Source organism: Cellulosimicrobium sp. NPDC057862, from assembly GCF_042797035.1.
GTDB lineage: Bacteria > Actinomycetota > Actinomycetes > Actinomycetales > Cellulomonadaceae > Cellulosimicrobium.
Genome location: NZ_JBHVMH010000033.1, coordinates 1 through 13,308, shown reverse-complemented (window position 1 = coordinate 13,308; position 13,308 = coordinate 1). Strand labels below are relative to the sequence as shown.

The 13,308-nt window shown below is 72.9% G+C and carries 12 protein-coding genes; 1 reads left to right on the top strand and 11 read right to left on the bottom strand.

All coding sequences use genetic code 11. The annotated features are described in order from the left end of the window. Positions 1 to 67 precede the first annotated feature (67 nt). The 4 genes from ACFVN3_RS20590 to ACFVN3_RS20575 form a co-directional block, all read right to left on the bottom strand. Complete coding sequence (locus tag ACFVN3_RS20590; RefSeq protein WP_021481128.1) at positions 68 to 898, bottom strand: bifunctional allantoicase/(S)-ureidoglycine aminohydrolase; 831 nt, start codon at positions 896 to 898, stop codon at positions 68 to 70. Between the two features lie 77 nt (positions 899 to 975). Beyond that, complete coding sequence (locus ACFVN3_RS20585) at positions 976 to 2,346, bottom strand: DUF6986 family protein (protein ID WP_378234828.1); 1,371 nt, start codon at positions 2,344 to 2,346, stop codon at positions 976 to 978. Next, complete coding sequence (aceB, locus tag ACFVN3_RS20580; protein WP_378234827.1) at positions 2,346 to 3,992, bottom strand: malate synthase A; 1,647 nt, start codon at positions 3,990 to 3,992, stop codon at positions 2,346 to 2,348. The genes ACFVN3_RS20585 and aceB overlap by 1 nt, the downstream gene beginning before the upstream one ends. 41 nt (positions 3,993 to 4,033) lie before the next feature. After that, complete coding sequence (locus tag ACFVN3_RS20575; protein ID WP_378234826.1) at positions 4,034 to 5,530, bottom strand: NAD-dependent malic enzyme; 1,497 nt, start codon at positions 5,528 to 5,530, stop codon at positions 4,034 to 4,036. Positions 5,531 to 5,661: 131 nt separating this feature from the next. Between ACFVN3_RS20575 and ACFVN3_RS20570 the strand changes: the two genes are divergently transcribed. Continuing rightward, positions 5,662 to 6,474 (top strand): IclR family transcriptional regulator, encoded by an 813-nt coding sequence (locus ACFVN3_RS20570; protein WP_378234825.1) that lies wholly within the window; start codon positions 5,662 to 5,664, stop codon positions 6,472 to 6,474. A gap of 91 nt (positions 6,475 to 6,565) precedes the next feature. On the opposite strand, the gene pucL is transcribed toward ACFVN3_RS20570, so the two are convergent. The 7 genes from pucL to gatC form a co-directional block, all read right to left on the bottom strand. Next, a complete protein-coding gene (gene pucL, locus ACFVN3_RS20565; RefSeq protein WP_378234824.1) occupies positions 6,566 to 7,507 on the bottom strand; it encodes a factor-independent urate hydroxylase in 942 nt (313 codons plus the stop codon). Between the two features lies 1 nt (position 7,508). Continuing rightward, entirely contained in the window at positions 7,509 to 7,877 is a 369-nt protein-coding gene (gene uraH, locus ACFVN3_RS20560) for a hydroxyisourate hydrolase (protein ID WP_087469444.1), read from the bottom strand. Then, positions 7,874 to 8,371 carry a 2-oxo-4-hydroxy-4-carboxy-5-ureidoimidazoline decarboxylase gene (uraD, locus tag ACFVN3_RS20555; RefSeq protein WP_378234823.1) on the bottom strand — a complete coding sequence of 166 codons (498 nt, stop codon included), beginning with the start codon at positions 8,369 to 8,371 and terminating at the stop codon, positions 7,874 to 7,876. Before uraD ends, uraH begins: the two co-directional genes overlap by 4 nt. A 316-nt stretch (positions 8,372 to 8,687) precedes the next feature. Then, complete coding sequence (locus ACFVN3_RS20550; RefSeq protein ID WP_378234822.1) at positions 8,688 to 9,293, bottom strand: GNAT family N-acetyltransferase; 606 nt, start codon at positions 9,291 to 9,293, stop codon at positions 8,688 to 8,690. Between the two features lie 4 nt (positions 9,294 to 9,297). Continuing rightward, positions 9,298 to 10,803, bottom strand: a complete 1,506-nt coding sequence (gene gatB, locus ACFVN3_RS20545; protein ID WP_378234821.1) for an Asp-tRNA(Asn)/Glu-tRNA(Gln) amidotransferase subunit GatB — start codon at positions 10,801 to 10,803, stop codon at positions 9,298 to 9,300. Next, the gene (gene gatA, locus ACFVN3_RS20540) at positions 10,800 to 12,341 is read right to left on the bottom strand and encodes an Asp-tRNA(Asn)/Glu-tRNA(Gln) amidotransferase subunit GatA (RefSeq protein ID WP_378234820.1); all 1,542 of its coding nucleotides are present in this window, start codon (positions 12,339 to 12,341) and stop codon (positions 10,800 to 10,802) included. The genes gatB and gatA overlap by 4 nt, the downstream gene beginning before the upstream one ends. Before the next feature lies 1 nt (position 12,342). After that, positions 12,343 to 12,639, bottom strand: coding sequence for an Asp-tRNA(Asn)/Glu-tRNA(Gln) amidotransferase subunit GatC (gene gatC, locus ACFVN3_RS20535; RefSeq protein ID WP_047232578.1), 297 nt, complete (start codon positions 12,637 to 12,639; stop codon positions 12,343 to 12,345). Positions 12,640 to 13,308: the final 669 nt, after the last annotated feature.

Here is a 13,308-nt window from a genome sequence, read left to right as displayed (position 1 = left end):
CCCTGGCACGGGGCCGGGCCCCGGGGGGGCCCCGGCCCCATTACCACCCCCACAACCGGGTGCTGCGTCAGCGGCGGCGGTCGAGCTTGACCTGCCGGTTCACGTCCTTGTAGAGCAGGTAGCGGAACGGCTTGGGGCCGCCGGCGTAGCAGGCCTGCGGGCAGAACGCCCGGAGCCACATGAAGTCGCCCTCCTGGACCTCGACCCAGTCGCCGTTGAGGCGGTAGACGGCCTTGCCCTCGAGGACGTACAGGCCGTGCTCCATGATGTGCGTCTCCGCGAACGGGATGGACCCGCCCGGCTGGAACGTCACGATGTTGACGTGCATGTCGTGCGCGAGGTCGTCGGGGTCGACGAACCGCGTCGTCACCCACACGCCGTCGGTGTCCGGCATCGCGCGCGGCTCCACGTCCTGCTCGCGCGTGACGAACGACGTCGCCGTGTGGCCCGGGATCGGCTCGTAGACCTTGCGGATCCACTGGAACGCGGCCTTGGCGTCCGAGCGGTTGTGCAGCGCCCACCGCTCCCCCGCCGCGAGGTACGCGTACCCGCCGGGCTCCAGCACGTGCTCGACGCCCGCGAGGGTCAGCACGAGCGTCCCCTCGGTGACGAAGACGACGGACTGCACCGTCTCCTCGTCCTCGCCCTGGTCCGACCCGCCGCCGGGCGAGACCTCCATGACGTACTGCGCGAACGTCGTCGCGAACCCCTCGATCGGCCGGGCGAGCACCCACAGCCGGGTCTTGTCCCAGCCCGGCAGGTTGCTCGTGACGATGTCGCGCAGCACGCCGCGCGGGATCACCGTGTACGCCTCGGTGACGATCGCGCGGTCGGTGAGCAGCTCGGTCTGGCCGGGCAGGCCCCCCTGCGGGGTGTAGTAGGGGGTGGTCTGGGTCATGGGTGCTCCTCGAGGGTCGTGGGCCGTGCCGCAGGCGGTGCCACGGCTCCCGGCGGGAAGGGTGGGAGGTTGGGGGCTCAGCCCGCGACGGGCTGCGGGGCGTGGCCCGAGACGCGGACGGCGTCGAGCCCTGCGCGGTCGAGACCGGTCGCTGTGCGGACCTCGGACTCGGTGAGCGCGCCGCAGTCGACGCCGCGCCCGAGGAACCAGGCCATCGCCTTGGCCGTGGCGGGCTCGTCGAGCACGCCGCCGGCGTCTGGCACGTATCCGACGTACGCGGCGAGGCGCGCGAGCGCCGAGGCCGCGCCCTCGCGGTAGAACGCGTACGTCGCGGCGAACCGGCTCGGGAGCTGCGCGGGGTGCAGGTCCCAGCCCTGGTAGTAGCCGCGCTCGAGCGAGCGGCGTACGAGGCGACCGTGCAGGCGCCACGCCGCGTCGACGGCCTGCGGGTCGCCGACGGGGAGCACGTTGGTCGAGCCGTCCGACAGGCGCACGCCCGTGCCCGCGACCGCGAGCTGCATGACCGACTTCGCGTGGTCGGCCGCGGGGTGCTCCATCGACTGGTACGCCGCCGCGATGCCGAGCGACGCCGAGTAGTCGTACGTGCCGTAGTGCAGCGCGGTGACACGTCCGGGCGCCGCGTGCACGAGCCGCGCCACGGTGGCCGTGCCGTCCGCCGCGAGCAGCGCCTGCGGCGTCTCGACCTGCACCTCGAACCGCAGGCTGCCCGGCTCCAGGCCGTGCGCCTGCTCGACGCGCTCGCACGCGACCGCCATCGCCTCGACCTGCTGCGGCGCGGTGACCTTGGCGAGCGTGACGACGAAGCCGTCGGGCAGGCCCGTCTGGCCCTGGGCCGCGCGGGCCGCGACGAGCTCCGCGACGAACAGCGCGAGCGTGCGCACGCCGCGCCGACGCGTCGCGGCCTCGAGGCACTTGATGCGGATCCCGCTGAACGGCGTCGCCGTGCCCTGCGCCTCCGCCCGGGCGAGCTCGCGCGCGGCCGCCGCGACCGCGGCGTCCTCGGCCGCGTCCCCGCGGTCCCCGAACCCGTCCTCGAAGTCGATCCGCAGGTCCTCGATCGCCTCGACGGCGAGCTTGGCGCGCACGCGCTCCGCCACGGCGTCGGCGAGGCCGTCCCCGGCACCCGCACCGATCCCGAGCAGGTCGACGAGCCGACGTACCCCGTCGGCACCGCCGCCCGCCGCGTCGACCGCCTCGCGCGCCCGGGCCGCCCACTCGGGCACGAGGCCCGCGGTGTACCGGTCACCCGGCACGTAGACGGTGTGCACGGGCTGGCGCGAGCCGTCGTCGCCCGGGTACCGCGCCTCGAGCTCCGCGTCCCACGGCGCGAGCAGACCGTCGAGCGTCGCGTGCAGCGCGGCGGTCCCCTGCTCGCTGAAGCCCTTTCCTGATGCCGAGCCCGATCCCTCCGGGAACCCCGCCGGCATCAGGAGGCGTCCTGCTCGTGCGCGACGACGTCCTCGTACGCCGGGAGCGTGAGGAAGTCGACGTAGTGCTCGTTGAGCGCGATGTCCTCGACGAGCGCGGCGGCCCGGTCATAGGGGCCGGCGTCGTACGCGTCGTGCCCGACGTCGTCGCGCAGCCGCGCGGTCTCCTCGCGCAGGAGCGTGCGGACCAGGTCCGCGGTGACCGTCGTGCCCGCGTTCTCGCCCGCGGTGAACGACGCGCCCGAGCGCACCCACTGCCACACCTGCGACCGCGAGATCTCCGCGGTCGCGGCGTCCTCCATGAGGTTGTGGATCGCGACCGCGCCGTTGCCCGCGAGCCAGGCCGCGACGTACGCGACGGACACGTAGAGGTTGTTGCGCAGCCCGGCCTCGGTGATGTCGCCGCCGGCGGTCGAGACGTCGAGGAGCTGCTCGGCCGTGACGTGGACCTCGGGGCGCTGCCGGTCGAGCTGGTTGGGCCGCTCGCCGAGCACGCCGTCGAACACCTCGCGGCACACGGGCACGAGGTCCGGGTGCGCGACCCACGACCCGTCGAACCCGTCGCCGGCCTCGCGCTGCTTGTCGGCGCGCACCTTGTCGAACGCCTGGGCCGTGACCTCGGGCTCGCGACGGTTCGGGATGACCGCGGCCATGCCGCCCATCGCGAAGGCGCCGCGCTGGTGGCACGTCTGGACGAGCAGCTCCGTGTACGAGCGCATGAAGGGCGCGGTCATCGTGATCGCGCCGCGGTCCGGGAGCGTGAACGACGGGCCCGAGTCGCGGAAGTACTTGATGACGGAGAACAGGTAGTCCCAGCGGCCTGCGTTGAGCCCCGACGCGTGGTCGCGGAGCTCGTAGAGGATCTCGTCCATCTCGAACGCGGCCGGGATGGTCTCGATGAGGACCGTCGCACGGATCGTCCCGTGCGGGATCCCGAGCGCCTCCTGCGCGTACGTGAAGACCTCGTCCCACAGGCGCGCCTCGAGGTGCGACTCCATCTTCGGCAGGTAGTAGTACGGCCCGGACCCGCGCGCGAGGAGCTCCGCGGCGTTGTGGAAGAAGTGCAGGCCGAAGTCGACGAGCGCACCGACGGCGGGCGTCCCGTCCACCGTCAGGTGCACCTCGTCGAAGTGCCACCCGCGCGGGCGCACGACCATGACGGCGAGCGCGTCGCCGTCGGCCTCGGGGCGCAGCGCGTACTGCTTGCCCTCCGGCGAGGTGAACGCGAGCGTGCGGCGGGTGGCGTCGTGCAGGGCGACCTGGCCCCCGACGACGTTGGCCCAGTGCGGCGTCGACGCGTCCTCGAGGTCCGCGAGCCACACCTTCGCGCCCGAGTTGAGCGCGTTGATCGCCATCTTGGGCGTCGGCGGGCCGGTGATCTCGACGCGGCGGTCCCGGAGGTCGGCGGGCGCGCCGGCGACCGTCCAGTCCCCCGCGCGCACGTCGGCGGTCTCGGGCAGGAAGTCGAGGCGACCGGTGCGGGCGACCTCCTCGCGCCGTGCGGCGCGAGCGGCGAGCAGCTCGTCGCGGCGCGCGCCGAACCGGCGCTGGAGCGCGGCGACGAAGTCGAGCGCGTCCGGGGTGAGGATCTCGTCGGACCGCTCGACGGCGGGTCCGTGCACGGCGACGGCCGTGGTGGTGGTCATGGTGTGTCCTTTCTGCGGGCGGCCGGGCTGACGACGTTGCGTCAGGACCGGGGCGCCGACCCGACGTGGTGGCCCGACGTGGTGCTCCCCTGAGCCTGCTCCGCACGGCCGCGCTCCGCGACCTCGGCGACGGCGCGCGCGACGGCCTTGGAGACCGCGGGCTCGAACACGCTCGGCACGATGTAGCTCGCGCTGAGCTCCTCGGGCGCGACGGCGTCCGCGATCGCGACGGCCGCGGCGCGCAGCATCTCGTCCGAGATCTCGCTCGCGCCGACGTCGAGCAGCCCGCGGAAGAGCCCCGGGAACGCGAGCACGTTGTTGATCTGGTTCGGGTAGTCGCTGCGGCCCGTCGCGACGACGGTCGCGTGCTGCGCGGCGGCGATGGGATCGACCTCGGGCGTCGGGTTCGCGAGCGCGAAGACGATCGCGTCGTCGGCCATCGTCGCGACGTCGTCGCCCGTGAGGATGTTCGGGCCGGAGACGCCGATGAACACGTCCGCCCCCGCGAGGCCCTCGCGCAGCGTGCCGGTGAAGCCCTCGGCGTTGGTCGTCTCGGCGAGGCGACGGCGGTGGTCGTCGGTGAGGTTGGCCCCCGCGTGGATCGCGCCGTGCCGGTCGAACGCGACGATGCGACGGGCGCCCTGGCCCTGGAGCAGGGAGATGATCGCGTTGCCCGCGGCGCCCACGCCGGAGACGACGATGCGCACGTCCTCGATCGTCTTGCCGACGACGCGCAGCGCGTTCGTCAGCGCCGCGAGGACGACGATCGCGGTGCCGTGCTGGTCGTCGTGGAACACGGGGATGTCGAGCTCCTCGCGCAGCCGGCGCTCGATCTCGAAGCAGCGCGGCGCCGAGATGTCCTCGAGGTTGATCCCGCCGTACACGGGGGCGATCGCCTTGACCGTGCGGATGATCTCCTCGGTGTCGGTCGTGTCGAGGCACACCGGCCAGGCGTCGACGCCTGCGAACTGCTTGAACAGCGCGGCCTTGCCCTCCATGACCGGGAGCGCGGCCGCGGGGCCGATGTCGCCCAGGCCGAGGACGGCGGTGCCGTCGGTCACGACCGCGACGGTGTTGCGCTTGACCGTGAGGCGGCGCGCGTCCTCGGGGCGCTCGGCGATGGCGAGGCACACGCGCGCCACGCCGGGCGTGTAGGCGCGGGCGAGGTCGGCGCGGTGGCGCAGCGGCACCTTGGGGTTGACCTCGAGCTTGCCGCCGAGGTGCATGAGGAACGTCGCGTCGCTCACGTGGCGCACGGTGATGCCGTCGAGCGCGCTGAGCGCGTCGCGGATGTGCTCGACGTGCGCGGCGTCGACGGTGTCCGCCGTGACGTCGACGACGAGGCGGTCCGCGCCCGACTCCGAGACGTCGACACCCGTGATCGCGGCGCCCGTCGCGCTCACCGCGGCGACGAGGTCGCTCGCGGTGCGGTGCCCGCTCGGGGCCTCGACCCGCAGCGTGATGGAGTAGCTCGGGCTGGTCGCGGCGGCCCTCGCCGTCGGGGCCTGCGTCTCCGGGGCCTGCGTCTCGGACGTCATGTTCGTTCCTTCTTCTCGTATGCTGATGCGTGTCTTCCGTGATGCGGAAGGGAGCGCGGGACGGTCCCGCACTGCTCAGGCGAGGTACGCACCCTGCGTCGGGCGGCACCAGGTGGACAGGAGATCGTGAGATGGCCGAGATCTCGGCGGCGACGGAGCCGACGGAGAGCCAGCCGGGCGCACGGCCCGCGAAACCCTCCGGGGGCGTGCAGTCCGTGGACCGGGCGATCGAGCTGCTCGAGCTGCTCGCCGACTTCGGCGGCGAGTCCGGGCTCAGCGAGCTCGCGCAGCACGCCGGGCTGCCCCTGCCGACGATCCACCGGCTGCTGCGCACGCTGCTCGCCCAGGGCTACGTGCGCCAGACGCCGTCGCGTCGCTACACGCTCGGCCCGCGGCTCATCCGCCTCGGCGAGTCGGCGGGGCGCCAGCTCGGCGCCGGCGCCCGCCCCTACCTCGAGCGGCTCGCGCACGACCTCGGCGAGTCGGCGAACCTCGCGATGATCGACCGCGACATGGCCGTCTACGTCGCCCAGGCCTCGTCGAGCCACTCGATGCGGATGTTCACCGAGGTCGGTCGGCGCGTGTACACGCACTGCACGGGCGTCGGCAAGGCCGTGCTCGCGCAGCTCCCCGACCAGACCGTGCGGGAGATCATGGGCCGGGTCGGCATGCCTCCCGCGACCGACCAGTCGATCACCGACGTCGACGCGCTCCTCACGGAGCTCGCGGCGACGCGCGAGCGCGGGTACGCGATCGACGACGGCGAGCAGGAGCTCGGCGTGCGGTGCTTCGCCGTCGCGGTGCCCGACGCCCCGACCCCCACGGCCCTGTCCGTCTCGGGCCCCGCGGCCCGCGTGACGTACGAGTTCGGGGAGCGGGCCGTGCCGGTGCTGCACCGCGTCGCGCGCGAGCTCACGCGCGAGCTCATCACCGCCGCGCCCTGAGGCGACGCCGGATTGCGACGGTGCGGGCGCGCCCTGCCGGACCGCGGGTGCTCCGCGGTCGGGCAGGGCGCGTCCGTCCGTCACGGTCGGCTCAGCAGAACCCGGTGACGGTCGCCCAGGCGCGCGGCTCGGCGGGCTCGCCCTCGCGCTGGACCGTGGCCTCGATGAGACCGTACGGGCGGTCGGCCGCGTAGAAGACCTCGTTCGGGTTGTCGAGACCGAACGGCGCGAGGTCCACGAGGAAGTGGTGCTTGTTCGGCATCGAGAACTTGATCTCCGCGATCTCCGGGATCGCCTCGAGGACCGCCTTGCCCATCGCGAACAGCGTCTGCTGGAGCGCGAGCGAGTGGGTCGTCGCGAATGCCTCGAGCTGGATCGCGCGGACCTTCGCGTACACGGCGTCGAAGTCGACGTCCGTCGTCGTGTAGCGCCACCGCGAGGTGACCGACGTCGCGAGGATGCGGTCGTTCGTCTCCACGAGCGTCGTGTAGCGGTCGCGCGGGAACCCGTGGAACTCCGAGCCCGTCGACTTGAGCACGACGAGGTCCGTGAGGCCCGAGACGACGAAGACCTCGTCGCCGTCGCGCTGGACGACCGTCGTGCGCGTCTCCTGGTTGTTCCGGACGAACGCGTGGTCGTGCTCGCCGTCCGCGGTCTCGATGCGGTTCCAGGAGTACTGCTCGACCTCCCAGCGGCCGCCCTCGATCCACTCGAAGTCCTCGACGAAGTGCTGGCCGAGGCGGATCGCGAAGTCCTCGATCGCGCCGACGCCGTCGCGGGCGAACGCGTAGATCGTGTTCTTCTGGGTGTCGGTGGCGACGCACCTGGAGTTGTCGCCCTCGAGGTGCGTGGCCTCCTGCCCGCCCCGCAGCTGCGAGGAGACGTTGAGGTCCGTGATCTCGTGGCGAGGCGTGGCGCGGTCGACGCGCACGAGGCGCACCTCCGCCTTGCCCCACTGGTTGTCGCCCAGGACGATGGCCCCGCTGCTCTGCGTGGCCGCCGGCTGCTCGGCGGTCGTGGTGGTGGTGCTCATGTCAGCTCCCTCGATAGGTCGAGTAGGCGAACGGGCTGAGCAGGACGGGGACGTGGTAGTGCTGCTCAGCGCTCGCCACCCGGAAGACGATGACGACCTCCGGGTAGAAGGACACGGTGTCTCGCCGGTCGAAGTACTCGCCCGTGTCGAACACGAGCCGGTACGTACCGGGGACGAGGGTCTCGGGCCCGAGCTCGGGCACCCGACCGTCGTCGTTCGTGCGGGAGGACGCCACCAGGGACCAGCCCTGCCCCGTCGTCCTGTCCGCGATCTCCGGAGCCGCCTCCAGGCGGACGGCGATCCCCTCGGCGGGCCTACCGCTGGCCGCGTCGAGTACGTGCGTGGTGATGTGGCTGGCGTGGGTGCTCATGCACTCAGCATCCCCTTCAGCCGCAGCGCGGCGATCTCGCGCAGGTTGCGGGCGGCGTTGGCCCGCTCCGTGTCGGCGTCGTTGCCGAGCCGCTCGGTGAGCTGCTCGAGGATCTCCTCGGCGCTGCGGCCGGCGGCCCGGATGAGGAACACGTGCCCGAACCGCTCCTCGTACGCACGGTTGCCCTCGGTCAGTCGGCGCTGGACGTCGTCGTCGGAGGTGTCGACGCCGGACTGCTCGGACCGCGACATGCTCGCGTCCGCCGCGTCCCCCTGCGCCCGCTCCCCGATCCGGGGGTGGCGGGACAGCGCCGAGTCGACCTCGGCGTCCGTCCAGGGGTCGGCCGCGGCGAGGGCGGCGTCGGCCGCGTCCTCGACGCTCGCGTAGGGGCGTCCGGCGCCGACCGCGTCGGCCCACCGCGCGACGTGCGCGCACGCGAGCAGCGCCTCGCGCGCCTCCTCCGGCGACAACCGGTTGAACTCGTCCAGCGTCATCGCTGCGTGTCCCTCTCGACGTCGGGCCGGTCGGTGGTGTCCCACACCGCTCGACCTCTGATTCCACATCTCGGAAGTTTGTTTCCGTCTTATGAATGTACGTGCTGGCCGTCGCTCATGTCAACCACGGTCCCCCGCAGCGGGCCCCAACGCACGTCACGAGCCCGCGCACCACGGGACCACGCGTCCCCGCCGCACACGTCCTCCCGTCCGTACGTCCCCGAGAACCGCACGTCCTGGGGACGGCGAAGGGCCCGGCAGCCGATGCTGCCGGGCCCTCCCGTGTCGTCCTTGCGTCGACCGCGTCGTTGACGGCTCAGGGCGCGCCGAGGCCCGCCCGGAACTCGTCCTCGAGGATGCTCATGACCGTCGCGTCCGCCCACCCGTCGCCGTCGCGGTAGACGTCGCGCAGCCGGCCCTCCTCGCGGAAGCCCAGCGACTCGTAGAGCATCCGCGCCCGCGGGTTGATGCTCAGCACGTCGAGGCTCACGCGGTGCAGGTGCGGCCCCTCGTGACGGACCCCCTCGACGTCGGTCGCGCCCTCGAACGCGAACCGCAGCACCTCGAAGATCGCCTCACGACCGTAGCCGCGGCCCCGGTAGTTCGGGAGCAGCGCGAGGCGCAGGTTCGCCGAGCGGGCGTCCTCGTCGAGGTCGTTGAGCACGATCTCGCCGATCATCTCGTCGCTCACCAGCTGGCCGTCACGCACCGCGCCCGCGGTGATCGCCCAGTCGTACCGGCCGTCGCGGTCGCTGATCGTCGCCGACCACTCGTCGATCTGGTCGCGCGTGAACGTCGCCGTCGTCCCCGTGAGCCGGTTCGACTCCGGGTCCTGGAGCGACTCCCACATGCGGTCGGCGTCCCGCGCCTCGATCGGGCGCAGGCGCACCATCTCCCCGAGCAGGACCGGTCCGCGCGTCACGGCGTCAGCCGATCCGCTCGAGGATGAGCTCGCGCACGCGACCGGCGTCCGCCTGGCCGCGCGTCGCCTTCATGACGGCGCCGATGATCGCGCCGACCGGACCGAGGTTGCCGCCCCGGACCTTCTCGACGACGTCCGGCTGCGCGGCGAGCGCCTCGTCGATCGCGGCGAGCAGCGCGCCGTCGTCCGACACGACCTCGAGCCCGCGGGCGGTCACGACCGCCTCCGGGTCGCCCTCGCCGGCGAGCACGCCGTCGAGGACCTGGCGCGCGAGCTTGTCGTTGATCCGACCCGCGTCGACCAGCCCCTGGAGCGCCGCGATCTGGGCGGGCGTCACCGGCAGCTCCTCGAGGGTGACCTCGTCCTGCTTGGCGCGACGGGCGAGCTCGCCCATCCACCACTTGCGCGCGCCCGTCGGGCTGGTCCCGGCAGCGACGGTCGCCTCGATGAGGTCGATCGCGCCCGCGTTGACGACGTCGCGCATCTCGGCGTCGGCGTAGCCCCACTCGCCCTGGAGGCGGCGGCGGCGCGCGACCGGGAGCTCCGGGAGCCCGGCGCGGATCTCCTCGATCCACTCACGCGGGGGCGCGATCGGGACGAGGTCCGGCTCCGGGAAGTACCGGTAGTCCTCGGCGTCGGACTTCACGCGCCCCGACGTCGTGACGCCGGTGTCCTCGTGCCAGTGCCGCGTCTCCTGGATCACGGTGCCGCCCGCGTCGAGCACGGCAGCCTGGCGCGACACCTCGTACCGGACGGCCCGCTCGACGGAGCGGAAGGAGTTGACGTTCTTCGTCTCCGTCCGGGTGCCGAGCGGCGACTCGGGCGTCGGGCGCAGCGAGAGGTTCACGTCCGCGCGGACGTTGCCACGCTCCATGCGGGCCTCGGACACGTCGAGCGCACGGAAGATGTCACGCAGCGTCTGGACGTAGGCGCGGGCGACCTCGGGGGCGCGGTCGCCCGCGCCCGTGATGGGCCGCGTGACGATCTCGACCAGCGGGATGCCGGCGCGGTTGTAGTCGACGAGCGAGTACTCGGCGCCGTGGATCCGGCCCGTGGCGCCGCCGACGTGCGTGTTCTTGCCGGCGTCCTCCTCCATGTGCGCGCGCTCGATCTCGACGCGGAACACGGTCCCGTCCTCGAGCTCGACGTCGATCCACCCGTCGTACGCGATGGGCTCGTCGTACTGCGACGTCTGGAAGTTCTTGGGGACGTCCGGGTAGAAGTAGTTCTTTCGCGCGAACCGGCAGGTCTCGGCGATCTGGCAGTTGAGCGCGAGGCCGATGCGGATCGCGTACTCGACGGCCTTGCCGTTGACGACCGGCAGCGCGCCCGGGAGCCCGAGGGACACCGGGGTCACCTGGGTGTTCGGCTCCGCGCCGAAGCTCACCTCGGCCGGGCAGAACATCTTGGTCAGCGTGCCGAGCTCGACGTGCACCTCGATCCCGATGACGGGGTCGTAGCGGCGCGTGGCGTCGGCGTAGTCGACGAGGTCGACGGTCGTGGCGGTCATCCGACCTGGCCTTCCTTCTCGGTGGTGGCCGTGGGCAGCGCCGGCGCGCGGTCGAGCAGCGGCCCGCCCCACGCGCTGAGGAGCGCGGACTCGAGCGCGGCGCCCACCCGGTACATGCGGTCGTCGGCCTTGGCGGGCGCGAGGATCTGGAACCCGACGGGCAGCCCGTCGTCCGACAGGCCCGCCGGGACCGACATGCCGGGGACCCCCGCGAGGTTCGCCGGGATCGTCGCGACGTCGTTGAGGTACATCGCCAGCGGGTCGTCGAGCTTCTCGCCGAACCGGAACGCCGTGGTCGGTGCCGTCGGGGAGACGAGGACGTCCGCGTGCCCGAAGGCCGCGGCGAAGTCGCGCTGGATGAGCGTGCGGACCTTCTGCGCGCTCCCGTAGTAGGCGTCGTAGTAGCCCGCCGACAGCGCGTACGTGCCGAGGATGATGCGGCGCTTCACCTCGTCGCCGAAGCCCGCACCGCGGGTCGCGGCCATGACGCGCTCCGCGGTCACCGGGCCCTCCTCCGGCTCGACGCGCAGCCCGAAGCGCATGCCGTCGAACTTCGCGAGGTTGCTCGACGCCTCCGACGGCATGATGAGGTAGTACGCGCCGAGCGCGTACTCGAAGTGCGGGCACGAGACCTCGACGATCTCCGCCCCCAGGCCGCGCAGGAGGTCGAGCGACTGCGCGAACCGCGCGCTCACGCCCTCCTGGTAGCCCTCACCGGTGAGCTCCTTGACGACGCCGACACGCACGCCCGACAGGTCGCCCGTGGCGCCCTGCACCGCCGCCTCGACGAGCGCCGGCGCGCGGCCGGGGATCGACGTCGAGTCCCGCGGGTCGTAGCCCCCGATGAGCTCGTGCAGCAGCGCCGAGTCGAGCACGGTACGAGTCACGGGACCCGCCTGGTCGAGCGACGACGCCATCGCGATGAGGCCGTAGCGCGAGACCCCGCCGTAGGTGGGCTTCACGCCGACGGTCCCGGTGACGGCACCGGGCTGGCGAATCGAGCCGCCCGTGTCCGTACCGATCGCGAGCGGTGCCTCGAACGCGGCCACCGCGGCGGCCGAGCCTCCGCCCGACCCACCCGGGATGCGGTCGAGGTCCCACGGGTTGCGCGTGTTGCCGAACGCCGAGTGCTCGGTCGACGAGCCCATGGCGAACTCGTCCATGTTCGTCTTGCCGAGGATCGGCAGCCCCGCGGCACGGATCTTCTCGACGAGCGTGGCGTCGTACGGCGGGATCCAGCCCTCGAGGATCTTGGAGCCGGCGGTCGTCGGCATCCCCTGGGTCACGACGACGTCCTTGACGGCGATCGGGACGCCGGCCAGCGGGTGCAGCTCCTCGCCCGCGACGCGCCGCTCGTCGATCGAGCGCGCCGTCGCCAGCGCCTCCTCGGCGTTCACGTGCAGGAACGCGTTCACGGCGCCGTCGACGGCGGCGATACGGTCCAGGTGCGCCTGGGTCGCGTCGACGCTCGAGAAGTCACGAGCGGTCAGGCCCTCCGCCAGCTCCGCGGCGGACAGTCGGGTCAGGTCCTCGCTCATCTCACTCCTCCCCGAGGATCTGCGGGACGGCGAAGCGACCGTCCTCGGCCGACGGCGCAGCGGCAAGGACGTCCTCGACCGGCAGCGGCGGCTCGGGGATGTCGTCCCGGAAGACGTTGGTCATCGGGAGCGGGTGGCTCGTCGCAGGGACATCGGGCGTCGCGACCTCGCTGACCTTGGCGATGGCGTCGACGATCACGTCGAGCTCGCCGGAGAGCCGGTCCAGCTCCTCGGGTCGCAGATCGATGCGGGCCAGCGCGGCGACGCGCGCGACCTCGTCACGGGAGATGGTGGACATGGTCGCCATTCTAGTGGGGACCGACGCCGTGCCCACCGCGCCGCCGGCCCTCCCGTCGCATGGGCGCGTCCGAGGCCGTGCCGCTGAAGAGAGCGCGCCAACCGACGAGGCAGATCCGGTCGCGCGAGGTAGAACCGCGGTCAGGTCTCGTGCCCGCGGAGTCGGGTCAGCGGCGCGCGACCCTCGAGCCTGGCCCTCTCCCGCGGCGCAGCGGTGCAGCCGCGCAGCGGTGCAGCGGCTTCATCCGGCAAGCGACAGCGGGAGCGGGAACGTACTGGCGAAGCGGACGCCGCGGGCGGTCGCCCGGGTGAGCGCCGACCAGGGTGAGACGACGTAGGGCGGGGTGGGTGGTGGTGCCGCGTCGTGGCGGGCCTGGCGGGAGCCGCGAGGAACGAGCGGCGGATGGTAGACGCGGCACCACCACCCACCCCGACCACCCAGGGCGACCACACGCCGTCGAGCACAGAAACCACGGCTCTACCTCGCGCGACCACGGCTCCACCTCGCGCAACCAGCGTTCTTCCCCGCATGGCCGCGGGTCTGTCTCGGCCGGCCGAGAGGACGGCGAAAAGGGTGCGGAAATGCCGAAGGCCCACCCCGTGTGGGGTGGGCCTTCGGTGAAGGGTTGTCCGGCGGCGTCCTACTCTCCCACCCCGTCTCCAGGGCAGT

What these genes read in the sequence shown, in the direction of transcription:
- ACFVN3_RS20590 (WP_021481128.1), bottom strand. Translation starts at nt 898, where the DNA reads ATGACCCAGACCACCCCCTACTACACCCCGCAGGGGGGCCTGCCCGGC.
- ACFVN3_RS20585 (WP_378234828.1), bottom strand. Translation starts at nt 2,346, where the DNA reads ATGCCGGCGGGGTTCCCGGAGGGATCGGGCTCGGCATCAGGAAAGGGC.
- aceB (WP_378234827.1), bottom strand. Translation starts at nt 3,992, where the DNA reads ATGACCACCACCACGGCCGTCGCCGTGCACGGACCCGCCGTCGAGCGG.
- ACFVN3_RS20575 (WP_378234826.1), bottom strand. Translation starts at nt 5,530, where the DNA reads ATGACGTCCGAGACGCAGGCCCCGGAGACGCAGGCCCCGACGGCGAGG.
- ACFVN3_RS20570 (WP_378234825.1), top strand. Translation starts at nt 5,662, where the DNA reads ATGGCCGAGATCTCGGCGGCGACGGAGCCGACGGAGAGCCAGCCGGGC.
- pucL (WP_378234824.1), bottom strand. Translation starts at nt 7,507, where the DNA reads ATGAGCACCACCACCACGACCGCCGAGCAGCCGGCGGCCACGCAGAGC.
- uraH (WP_087469444.1), bottom strand. Translation starts at nt 7,877, where the DNA reads ATGAGCACCCACGCCAGCCACATCACCACGCACGTACTCGACGCGGCC.
- uraD (WP_378234823.1), bottom strand. Translation starts at nt 8,371, where the DNA reads ATGACGCTGGACGAGTTCAACCGGTTGTCGCCGGAGGAGGCGCGCGAG.
- gatB (WP_378234821.1), bottom strand. Translation starts at nt 10,803, where the DNA reads ATGACCGCCACGACCGTCGACCTCGTCGACTACGCCGACGCCACGCGC.
- gatA (WP_378234820.1), bottom strand. Translation starts at nt 12,341, where the DNA reads ATGAGCGAGGACCTGACCCGACTGTCCGCCGCGGAGCTGGCGGAGGGC.
- gatC (WP_047232578.1), bottom strand. Translation starts at nt 12,639, where the DNA reads ATGTCCACCATCTCCCGTGACGAGGTCGCGCGCGTCGCCGCGCTGGCC.